The organism is Streptomyces sp. CC0208, from assembly GCF_003443735.1.
Classification (GTDB): domain Bacteria; phylum Actinomycetota; class Actinomycetes; order Streptomycetales; family Streptomycetaceae; genus Streptomyces; species Streptomyces sviceus.
Genome location: NZ_CP031969.1, coordinates 983,386 through 994,337, shown reverse-complemented (window position 1 = coordinate 994,337; position 10,952 = coordinate 983,386). Strand labels below are relative to the sequence as shown.

Annotated in this window: 7 protein-coding genes; 4 read left to right on the top strand and 3 right to left on the bottom strand. The window is 72.6% G+C overall.

The annotated features are described in order from the left end of the window. The first annotated feature begins 134 nt into the window (after positions 1-134). Positions 135-2,021, top strand: coding sequence for a LuxR family transcriptional regulator (locus tag D1369_RS04600; protein WP_162950998.1), 1,887 nt, complete (start codon positions 135-137; stop codon positions 2,019-2,021). A gap of 93 nt (positions 2,022-2,114) precedes the next feature. Here D1369_RS04600 and D1369_RS04595 read toward each other — a convergent pair whose 3' ends face one another. Then, a complete protein-coding gene (locus D1369_RS04595) occupies positions 2,115-4,682 on the bottom strand; it encodes a CHAT domain-containing tetratricopeptide repeat protein (protein ID WP_162951066.1) in 2,568 nt (855 codons plus the stop codon). A gap of 148 nt (positions 4,683-4,830) precedes the next feature. Here D1369_RS04595 and D1369_RS04590 point away from each other — a divergent pair, with 148 nt between their 5' ends. The 3 genes from D1369_RS04590 to D1369_RS04580 are packed head-to-tail and all read left to right on the top strand — an operon-like array spanning position 4,831 to position 7,393. Continuing rightward, positions 4,831-6,258, top strand: coding sequence for a S8/S53 family peptidase (locus D1369_RS04590; protein ID WP_007386317.1), 1,428 nt, complete (start codon positions 4,831-4,833; stop codon positions 6,256-6,258). A gap of 59 nt (positions 6,259-6,317) precedes the next feature. Further along, a complete protein-coding gene (locus D1369_RS04585; RefSeq protein ID WP_007386318.1) occupies positions 6,318-6,893 on the top strand; it encodes a sigma-70 family RNA polymerase sigma factor in 576 nt (191 codons plus the stop codon). Positions 6,894-6,898: 5 nt separating this feature from the next. Continuing rightward, positions 6,899-7,393 carry a hypothetical protein gene (locus D1369_RS04580; RefSeq protein ID WP_007386319.1) on the top strand — a complete coding sequence of 165 codons (495 nt, stop codon included), beginning with the start codon at positions 6,899-6,901 and terminating at the stop codon, positions 7,391-7,393. A gap of 187 nt (positions 7,394-7,580) precedes the next feature. Here D1369_RS04580 and D1369_RS04575 read toward each other — a convergent pair whose 3' ends face one another. Then, positions 7,581-8,357 carry an N-formylglutamate amidohydrolase gene (locus tag D1369_RS04575; RefSeq protein WP_118082279.1) on the bottom strand — a complete coding sequence of 259 codons (777 nt, stop codon included), beginning with the start codon at positions 8,355-8,357 and terminating at the stop codon, positions 7,581-7,583. A gap of 189 nt (positions 8,358-8,546) precedes the next feature. Further along, positions 8,547-10,766 (bottom strand): NADP-dependent isocitrate dehydrogenase, encoded by a 2,220-nt coding sequence (locus D1369_RS04570; protein ID WP_007386320.1) that lies wholly within the window; start codon positions 10,764-10,766, stop codon positions 8,547-8,549. Positions 10,767-10,952: the final 186 nt, after the last annotated feature.

Below are 10,952 nucleotides of genomic sequence, written 5' to 3'. Positions count from 1 at the left end.
AGCCGACTGCTGCGCGAGGGAGCAGTAGCGTGCGGTCATGGGTTTCAGCGTGCCGTCGGGCGCCCGGGGACGCGTGAGTCGGGGGCTACTCAAGTCCCCCTGTATCAAGACTGAGTAGCGCTGCTCTAGCTTCCGTGACGACATACGAACGGGACACGAAGACCCTGGAGCTGCCCTGGCCGTTCACCGGGCGCGAGGAAGAACTCGAGCTGGTGCGCAGGTCCCTTGCCGGGGGACGGCAGGGCATGGTGGTGACCGGCCCCGCGGGCCGGGGCAAGACCCGCCTCGTCACGGAGGCCGTACGCGGCACCGACTGCGCCCGGGTGGCGGGCACGCCCGAGACCCGCGGACTCCCGTTCGCCGCCTTCGCGCATCTCCTCCCGGAGACGGAGTCCCTGCATCGGGCGGTCCAACTCCTGTCCTCCGTACGACTGCTGCTCGTCGACGACGCCCATCTGCTGGACGACGTCTCGGCGGCCCTGGTCCACCAGCTCGCCGTGCACGGCCGCACCCGACTCCTGGTCGTTGCCACCGACGGCGCGCGGGTGCCGGGGGCGATCTCCCGTCTGTGGACCGGAGAGCTCCTGCCGCGCCTCGCCCTGGAACCACTGCCCCGCGAGGAGACCGCACGGCTCCTCGCGGCCGGCGCCGGCGGTCCGGAGGCCCTCACCGTCAACCGGCTGTACCGCCTGTGCCGGGGGGACCTGCGGCTGCTGCGCGAGCTGGTGGACGCGGTGCGCGAGCGAGGGCCGCTGCACCGGGTCGCGGACTCGGCCGAGTGGGCGTGGCGCGGTCCGGTGCCGATCACCGCGACCGTACGCGAGCGCGCCGCGCATCTCCTCGACCGCGCTGGTCCCGGCGAGCGGGAGACCCTGGACCGCCTGGCTTTCGGAGAGCCGTTCCCGATGGACGTCGACACCCTCGACCTCGACGCCCTCGAAGCCCTGGAGACCGACGGACTGGTCCACGTCGACGAGCAAGGTGCCGCCCGCCTCGCGCACCCTCTCCACGGCCCGGTGCTGCGAGCCGCCGCCGGACGCCTACGGGCCCGACGCCTGGCCCGCACCCCGGAAAGCTGCGCGGCCGCCCTGGAGACCGAGACGGCCACCCTGACCCGGGCGATCGCCGAGACGGACGTACGAGCCGTCCCGGCCCCGGTGGGGGAGTGGCTCGTGGACGAGGGCTCCGGCATCCCGGCCCGGCACGCCGCCCTACGAGCCCGGTTCGCCCGTCTGCGAGGCGCACTGCGCGAGGCCGCGGCCTGGGCCGCAGAAGGACTGCGAACCACCCCCGACGACCCGGCCTGCCACCTCGAACTCGGCCTGGCGGCAGCGCAGTCGGGAGACCCGGAGCACGCGATGAGCCCGTCCGGTCCGGGCAGCGACGGCTCCGTCCGGCTCTCGGCACCGGGACCCTCGTCGTTCCCAGGCCGGTCCACCACCGAATCACCGCATGTCGCGGAGGGTTCGGCCGCCACCTGGTGGGCCGCCGCCCGCGGTGATCTCGACGCGGCTCTCGCCACGGTGGGGGAGGAGCCGTACGACGCCGTGCGTCTCGGTGCGCCCGACCGGGCAGTCGGCCTGTTGACCGGTGTCTTCGCCGCCCACGCCGAGGCGCTCGCCCATGGCGACGGTCCCGCCCTCGACCGCGCGGCGCAGGCCTTGGAGGAGCGCGGCTTTCTGCTCTTCGCGGCCGAGGCGTACGCCCAGGCCGTGGGTGCGCACCGCGACCCGGGCGCCGCCCGCACCTCACGCACCCGCGCTGTCGCCCTGGCCCGGCGCTGCCAGGGCGCCCGCACCCCGGCCCTGTCGGGGCTGGTCCTCGGCGAACTCACCGCCCGCCAGCGGCAGATCGTCACCCTCGCGGCCGCCGGACTGAGCAACCGCCAGATCGCGGAGAAGCTCACCCTGTCCATCCGTACGGTCGGCAACCACCTCTACAGCGCGTACGCCCGTCTCGGCGCGAGCGACCGCGACGCCTTGCCGTGCCTGGTGGAGCTGCCGGAGGCGCAGCCGGCCTGAGCCGTACCCCGGACCGGGGCGGTCTGACCCCCAGTATTCGGGGGAGGGGTCAGGCCGCCCCACACATCCAGCACTCCTCGGCGCTCGCGGCCCTCACGCCGCCCCGAACGCCGAGAACGCCCACCCCGTCGCCTGATGCACCGAGTCCCCCGGCAGCGAGGCCCGCGCGTCGCGCAGCGCCTCCGCCATGGACGCCCCCGCACTGAGCCCCTTGTGCAGCGTGAGCATCAACGGCACCACCGCCTCGTCGTTGACCGGCGCGCTGCACGCCACCACTCCCGCCGTGCCCAGCGGCAGCAGCGCGGTGACCAGGCCGAGCAGCTCGTCCGCGCCGACCGAGGCGAACCGGGCGGTGTCGCAGCAGGACAGGATGATCCGGTACGGGCTGCGGTCCAGGCGCTCGAAGTCGTGGACGATGAGCGGCCCGTCGGTCATCCGCAACGACGAGAACAGCGGGCTGTCCGCACGGAACGTGCCGTGCGCGGCGATGTGCGCCAGCGTCGCCCCGTCCAGTTCCTCCAACACCCGCGGCACGCGCGCGTCGTCGTACTCCAGGACCGTCGCGGAGCCGTGCCGCCCGGCCAGTTCGGGCACCTCGGCGCCCCCGGTCGCGAGCCCCGGACCGCGGACGAGCACCTGGCGCCCGCTCGGCGGCGGCGCGGTCTCCCTCGCCCGCAGCCAGCTGTTCGCCGACGGCGACACGCTGAACACCCGCTCCCGCAGCGAGGGCAGCAGCGCCCACGGCACCCGGTGCAGCCGCCCCGGCGGCACCATCACGACCGGTCCGGAGCCGAGTTGGGCCGCGGCCGGACCGAGCAGCAGCTCCTCCAGTCGCCGCCCGGCCGCCTCCACCACCGGAAGCCGGGCCTCGGCCCCCGGGTGGGCCAGTCGTCTGAGCCCCGCCTGGACGTGCTCCGCCTCCCGCTCGGCGTCGGCGAGCAGTCCGCCCTCGAACCGCCGCACCCGCCCCTGCGCGCACAGCAGCACCTGGACCCGCCCGTCGAGCACGGCGAGTTCGACCAGCCGTACCTCGTCGCCGAGCCGTTCCAGCAGCCTGCCGGGGTCGAACCGGTAGCCGTCGCCGGGAGCGTCGCCGCGCATGTGGAGGGTCCGGGAGCGGATCTCCCGTTCCAGGCGGCGCTGTTCACGCTCCAGCGTCGGCACCGGCCGGCCCTCGATCCGGGCCCCCTCCGCGCGTGCCGCTATCTCGCGGAAGGCGGTGAGGTCGCTGAGCAGCGCCGGGTCGGCCGGCGGGCGGGTCGGCGGCGCGGACAGCACGGTCGCCCGCCAGCGTTCGCTCCACACCAGCAGCCGTCGCGGGCCGCCCGACGCGAGCGAGGCGCGCGCGGCGAGTCCGGCGAGCTCGGCGCCCTGCGCGGTGGCCCGTGCCCGCAGTTCCGAGGCGCCCAGGGTCGTACGGTGAGCGTCGAGCACGTCCAGGCCGCGGCGACAGGCTTCCAGCACCCGCCGGTCGGACCCCACGGCGCGCGCCCACAGCGCCTGCGCCGCCCATCCCGTCATCCGGGCCAGCGGCGGCCCGCTGTGCCGGCTGCGGGCGGCCACCTCCAGGTGCCTTCGGGCATCCTCCCGCCACCCTAGGCCGAGCGCGATCCGGCCCGCCAGCAGCGAGGCCTCAGGGGCGGCCGGCGCGCCGAAGGAGGCCAGCCGGTCGGCGACCGCCGCCGCGTCCGCGACCAGCCGGCCCGAGCCGCGCCCGGCGGCGACCCGCGCCTCGATCAGCACCAGCCGGGCGTGCGTCTCCCACCAGGTGCGCCGCTGCCCGGCGAACAGCCGTACGGCCATGTCGGCTCGGGCGATCGCGGTGTGCGCGTCCCCCGCGTGCCGGGCCGCCCGCGCGGCGGCGAGCAGCAGTTCCGCCTTGAGGGTGGACTGTCCGCCGATGCCGTCGAGGGCCTTGATCGCCGCGTCCGCCTCCGTGAGCGCCTCCGGGGCGAGCCCCGCGGCCATCAGGACCTCGCAGCGCCGGACGGTGAGCATGAAGGTCGGCGTGCCGAGCTTGGCGTACCGCTCCTGTGCCTCGTCGAGCAGCCGCAGCGCGGCCGGGATGTTCCCCGACCGGTAGGCGGCAAGCCCCCGGCTCTCCACCGCGTCGGCCTTGTCGTGCTCCTGGCCCGTGGTGTCCCACAACGCCTCCGCCGCCGTGAAGTCGGCGTCCGCCCGCTCCACCGCCCCGAGCGCCAGATGCACGGTGGCCCGCAGGGTCAGCGCCCGCGCCGTCCAGATCACGTCGTCCGCCTGCCGCAGCACCGGAACCGCCCGCCGTACGTCCTCCAGGGCCGCCCGGTGATGCCCGAGCACCCAGGAGGCGTACGCGCGCCGGAACAGGATCTGTGCCCTGGTGTGTCCGCTGCTGACCGCGACGCCCCGCTCCAGCGACTCCAGACCCTGCCGGGTGCGCCCCGCGTGCACCAGCGCCACACCGAGCGCGGCCAGCGCGTCCGCCTCTCGGTCGGTCGACTCCGAGCGCGCGCCGAGATCGCGGGCCCGGCGCAGATGGTCCAGGGCGAGCCGCATGTCGCCCCAGTCGCGCTGCCAGATGCCGATGACCTGGTGGGCGACGGAGGCGTGCAGCGGTGAGGGATCCGAGCCGAGTACTTCCTCTGCCCTCGCCAGTGCCTGGTGGGGCGCGGCGAACACCATCGGCAGCAGTTCGAGAACCGAGTCGCTTCCCGCTGTCACTCCATGGATGGTAGTGGCCCAGGCGGCAGGCCACACCGGTTTGGCGCTGTATCAATCACCGGACCCGCGGCTCTGACTGACGACCGCCGCCTCAGTGGGAGGACACGCCATGGCACCTCAGCGATTCCACGAGCAGTTCGACCAGATCCAGCGCTCCATGCCCGACATCCCGCTGGCACTGGGGCCCGACGACGCCTCGGAGTTCGTCTACGAGAAGGGTGTCGTGCTCGCCCGCGACGGCCGTGACGCGGCACTCGTCGAGGAGACCGTCCGCACCCACTTCACCGAGGCGACCGGTCTGACCGGCGACCGTGTGCGCCGGGACAGTCCCGAGACCAACCGCTCGGGCATCACCCGGATCAGGGTCGGCGACCCGGGCCACGGCGACTGGCGTGGCGACCGTGCCGTCACCCACGCCCTGCGCGCCATGAGCGAGCGCGAGGGACGCGCCGGACATCGCCTGGTCAGCCGCAACCACGTGGTGTCGATCGCGGTCAACTGCTGCCCCGGCGACGAACCCGTGCCCGCCGCGCTGAGCCAGGGCACCAACCCGGCCCCCGCGGAAGCGGGTTACGACGCCGACACCGCGGTAGGAGTCCTGGTCGTCGACAACGGCCTCACCCACGACCACGCGCTCGTCCCGCTGCTCGCCCATGTCGAGGGCGACCTGCACGGCACCGAGACCGACGCGGCCGGCAACCTCCTCCAGTACGTCGGTCACGGCACGTTCATCGCCGGTGTCCTCGCGGCCGTCGCGCCCAACACCGACATCACCGTCCGCAACACCCTCAACGACGCGGGCGCCATCCTGGAGTCCGAGCTCGGGGAGAGGCTCTTCGAGGCGGTCGCCGACGGCTGGCCCGACATCATCAGCCTCTCCGCGGGCACCTCCAACGGCCGCCCCGACGGTCTGCTCGGCCTGGACGCCTTCATGCAGGAACTGCGCGCCCACGGCACCCTGTTGGTCGCCGCGGCCGGCAACAACGCCAGCGCCAGCCCCTTCTGGCCGGCCGCCTACGCCGACCTGCCCGAGTACCAGGGCGTCGTGCTGTCGGTCGGCGCGCTGCGCGGCGACGGCGAGTTCGGCGCCTGCTTCAGCAACCACGGGCCCTGGGTGCAGGTCTACGCCCCCGGCGAGCGCCTCACCAGCGCCCTCACCGGCTTCGACGCACCGGTGCCCTACCTCTACCAGCACTCCACGTACGAGACCTGCCGGTACGGCTTCACCTACGTCTGCACCTGCCAGTCCCCGTCCCACGTCGGCGCGTTGAGCGAGGACGGCAGCACCGCCAAGCCGGACCAGGTGATGTTCGAGGGGTACGCCCACTGGAGCGGCACCTCCTTCGCGACCCCCGTCGTGGCAGGTCTGGTCGCCGCCCACATGACCGCGAACAAGGAGACCGACCCGCGCGCCGCCCGACAGCAACTGCTTGCCACCAACACGCAGTTCGCCGAAGTGCGCGGGGCGCACGTACCGGCGCTGAAGCCGGCCGGCTGGCGCCCGGTGCCGGTGGTGCAGCGCCCGGTGGGCACATGACGGCCGGAACGGTCCCTTCCACGGCGTACGATGACTTGCCGTACACGAGGGGTGGGACCGTGGACCGAGCAGATGTCGGCGTGCTGGTCCAGTCCGCCGTCGACGGTGACGCGGCGGCCTGGAAGGCGCTCGTGGAAGGGCTGAGCCCACTGGTCTGGGCCGTGGTGCGCGCGCACCGGCTCTCCGACGCCGACGCGCACGAGGTGTACCAGACCGTGTGGTTCCGCTTCGCCCAGCACCTCGGACGCATCCGTGAACCCGACAAGGCCAAGTCCTGGCTGGCGAGCACCGCACGCCACGAGTGCCTGAAGGTGCTCAAGAGCTTGAGGCGGCTGACCGTCACTGACGATCCGCAACTCCTGGACCGGATCAGCGAGGACCGTACACCCGAGCAGTCGTTCATCGACTCCGAGGAGGCCGCCGCCCAGAGCGAGCGGGTGCGGTACCTGTGGCAGGAGTTCGAGGAACTCGGTGAGCGCTGCCGGCAGTTGCTCCGCGTCCTGATGGCCTCGCCGAGGCCCGGCTACCAGGAGGTGTCCGCCGCCCTGGGCATCGCGGTGGGCAGTATCGGACCACTGCGCCAGCGCTGCCTGAGGCGGCTGCGGGCGCGGCTCGAAGCCCGGGGGGCGGTATGAGCGACATGAACGACGACCTCGGCGACGACGTCCTCGGCGTCGACGAAGAGGCGCTGCCGGACGAGGAGTTCGCCCTCGAACTGCTGGAGGAGGAGCTCCGGCAGGCGACGGCCATCCTGGACCCCGTACCGGCCGCCCTGCGGCAGAACGCCGTGGAGGCGTTCGCGCTGCACGACCTGGACAGCCGGATCGCCGAACTCACCTTCGACTCGGTGGTGGACGCCCTGCCGGTGAGGGGAGCTACGGGAGCGCCGCGGATGCTGACCTTCCACGCGGGCGAGGTGACGGTCGACGTCGAACTCACCCCGCAGGGCCTCATGGGACAGGTGCTGCCGCCCCAGTCGGCCCGCATCGAGGTGCTCAGCGGTCCGCAGGCGGGCTCACCGCTCACCACCGACGACATGGGCCGCTTCACGTACGAGACCTCCCCCTCCGGCCCCTTCGCGCTACGGCTGCGGACCGGCGACGAAGTGATCGTCACCGACTGGCTGACGGTCTGAACCGCGCGGTCACCGCGTGACGGCGGGGGTTGGGGGCCCGCGGATCATCTGCTTCCGGTGCCGGACGGACTCGCCGGACGGAACCGCGAGGCGCCGCCCCGGTAGCCGGTCGAGCGTCCGGCCCCGGCCCGGTCGAGGGGGGCCACGCCCGCACCGGGGGAGGGGCCTGCTCCGCCGGGGTGGTGGTCTACCCGGCCAGGGCGTCCACGAGAGCGGCGAGTGCCTGCGCGAGCTTGTGGAGCCCCGGCCCGGCGGGGCCGCCCGGTTCCGTCATGTACGTGTCCCGCCGGATCTCCACCATCAGGGCGCTCACGCGGGGATCGCGGCCGTAGAACTCCAGCGGCACGTACGTCCCACGGAACGGACTGTCCAGCCCGACCTCCCCGAACGCCTCCCGCGCCGCGGCGAGCAGTTCGGGTGGCGTGTGGAAGGAATCGGTACCGAGACAGACCGGCGGCCGCGGCCCCGCGCCGTGCAACTCGTAGGGCAGCGGCGCGCTCGGATAGGAGTGCACGTCGATGACGACGGCCCGCCCGGCGACGGCCAGCCGCTCGGCCACGGCGTCGGTCATCGCCCGGGCGTACGGCCGGAAGTAGCGTGTGATCAGCGGCTCGGGGTCGGTGTCCGCGGGCCGCAGCTCCTCCCGCCCCGTGGTCTTCGTGTAGACGGCCCCCATCCCGACGGCGAGCATCTCCTCCCGCTCGTCCGGGAACCGCTCGGGATCGACGACCAGCCGCGAGAGCCGGTTCACGAACCGCCACGGTGCCATTCGGGCCAGCCGGGCCGCCTCCTCGGCGAGCTCCGCGGTGTGCGCGTCCACGATGTGATCGAGCTCCCGCTCCAGCGCGGAGTCGTCCAGCACGATCCCGGCTCGTACGTCGTCCGGTATCTCCCGGGAGGAGTGCGGCACATGGAGGATCACGGGTGATTCCCCGGCGCCGGGCACGAGGTCGAACGAGGACATACGGCTGCTCCCGGGGCGTTGTCAGTGGCGTGGTGCACCATCTCAGCATGAACATCAGCAACCGGCAGGTGAGCTCCCGGTGAGCCGTCCCGGCCCCGGCGGCCTCAGGAGGCCCGGACACCCTCCGGACACGACACCGCCCCGGCCGGGCAGAAGCCGACCGGGGCGGGATGACGAAGCGAGCCTGCGTCAGCTCAGGGACGCCAGCGCGTCGTTCCACGTCGTCGACGGGCGCATGACCTTCGCGGCCAGGGCCGGGTCGGGCTGGTAGTAGCCGCCGATCTCGGCCGGATTGCCCTGGACGGCGTTGAGCTCCTCGACGATCTTCTGCTCGTTCGCGGCGAGCGTCTCGGCGAGCGGGGCGAAGGCCTTCGCCAGGTCCGCGTCGTCGGTCTGCGTGGCCAGCTCCTGGGCCCAGTAGAGGGACAGGTAGAAGTGGCTGCCGCGGTTGTCGATGCCGCCGACGCGACGGGTCGGGGACTTGTCCTCGTTGAGGAAGGTCGCCGTGGCGCGGTCCAGGGTGTCGGCCAGGACCTTCGCGCGGGAGTTGCCCGTGAAGTCGGCGTACTGCTCCAGGGAGGGGACCAGCGCGAAGAACTCACCGAGGGAGTCCCAGCGCAGGTAGTTCTCCTTGACCAGCTGCTGGACGTGCTTCGGGGCGGAACCGCCGGCGCCCGTCTCGAACAGACCGCCGCCCGCCATCAGCGGGACGACCGACAGCATCTTGGCGCTGGTGCCCAGCTCCAGGATGGGGAAGAGGTCGGTCAGGTAGTCACGCAGGACGTTGCCGGTCACCGAGATGGTGTCCTCGCCGCGGCGGATGCGCTCCACCGACAGCTTGGTCGCCTCGACCGGGTTGAGGATCCGGATGTCCAGGCCCTCGGTGTCGTGCTCCGCGAGGTAGGTGTTGACCTTGGCGATCAGGTTGGCGTCGTGCGCGCGGGTCTCGTCCAGCCAGAACACGGCCGGGCTGCCGGTGGCGCGGGCGCGGGTGACGGCCAGCTTCACCCAGTCGCGGATCGGGGCGTCCTTGGTCTGGCAGGCGCGGAAGATGTCGCCGGCGGAGACCGTCTGCTCGATGACGGCGTTGCCGTTCTGGTCGACGAGGCGGACCGTGCCGGTGGTCTGGATCTCGAAGGTCTTGTCGTGGGAGCCGTACTCCTCGGCCTTCTGCGCCATCAGGCCGACGTTCGGCACCGAGCCCATGGTCGAGGGGTCGTAGGCGCCGTTGGCACGGCAGTCCTCGATCACGGCCTGGTAGACACCGGCGTACGACGAGTCCGGCAGGACCGCGAGGGTGTCGGCCTCCTGGCCGTCCGGGCCCCACATGTGACCCGAGGTGCGGATCATGGCCGGCATCGAGGCGTCCACGATCACGTCGGACGGCACGTGCAGGTTGGTGATGCCCTTGTCGGAGTCGACCATCGCCAGGGCCGGGCCCTCGGCGAGCTCGGCGTCGAAGGACGCCTTGATCTCGGCGCCCTCGGGCAGGGACTCCAGGCCCTTGTAGATGCCGCCCAGACCGTCGTTCGGGGTCAGGCCGGCCGCGGCGAGCGTGGGGCCGTACTGCGCGAAGGTCTTCGGGAAGAACGCGCGCACCACGTGGCCGAAGATGATCGGGTCCGAGACCTTCATCATCGTGGCCTTCAGGTGCACGGAGAACAGCACGTCCTCGGCCTTGGCGCGGGCGATCTGCGCGGTGAGGAACTCCCGCAGCGGGGCCACGTGCAGCACCGAGGCGTCGACGACCTCGCCCTCGAGGACCGGTACCGACTCGCGCAGCACGGTGGTGGAGCCGTCGTCGCCGACCAGCTCGATCCGCAGCGAGCCGGCCTCGGAGATCACGACGGACTTCTCGGTGGAGCGGAAGTCGTCCACGCCCATGGTCGCCACGTTGGTCTTGGAGTCCGAGGACCAGGCGCCCATGCGGTGCGGGTGGTTCTTGGCGTAGTTCTTGACCGAGGCGGGGGCGCGGCGGTCGGAGTTGCCCTCACGCAGGACCGGGTTCACGGCGGAGCCCTTGACCTTGTCGTAGCGGGCCTGGATGTCCCGCTCCTCGTCGGTCTTCGGGTCGTCCGGGTAGTCCGGCAGCGCGTAGCCCTGCGCCTGCAGCTCGGCGACGGCGGCCTTGAGCTGCGGGATCGACGCCGAGATGTTCGGCAGCTTGATGATGTTGGCCTCGGGCGTCTTCGCCAGCTCGCCCAGCTCGTGCAGGGCGTCCGGGATCCGCTGGTCCTCGGTCAGGTACTCCGGGAACACGGCGATGATCCGCCCGGCCAGCGAGATGTCCCGCGTCTCCACGGAGACACCCGCCTGCGAGGCGTACGCCCGGACCACCGGCAGGAAGGAATACGTCGCCAGGGCCGGGGCCTCGTCAGTGTGCGTATAGATGATGGTCGAGTCAGTCACCGGGTGCTCCGCTCCACGTCTGCAACATTGCTCGACATCAAGATATCTCGTGATCGAGCCGGCCTCGACAGCGGTCCTCGACTGCTTGCGAAGATCCTGTACCTCCCCCGAGGCAACCGAGGCGTCTGATCTTGTGGTCATGCACGTTGATCGCAGTCATCCGACGGCCGGACCCGACCGACCGGC

What these genes read in the sequence shown, in the direction of transcription:
- D1369_RS04575 (WP_118082279.1), bottom strand. Translation starts at nt 8,357, where the DNA reads ATGTCCTCGTTCGACCTCGTGCCCGGCGCCGGGGAATCACCCGTGATC.
- D1369_RS04580 (WP_007386319.1), top strand. Translation starts at nt 6,899, where the DNA reads ATGAACGACGACCTCGGCGACGACGTCCTCGGCGTCGACGAAGAGGCG.
- D1369_RS04595 (WP_162951066.1), bottom strand. Translation starts at nt 4,682, where the DNA reads ATGGTGTTCGCCGCGCCCCACCAGGCACTGGCGAGGGCAGAGGAAGTA.
- D1369_RS04590 (WP_007386317.1), top strand. Translation starts at nt 4,831, where the DNA reads ATGGCACCTCAGCGATTCCACGAGCAGTTCGACCAGATCCAGCGCTCC.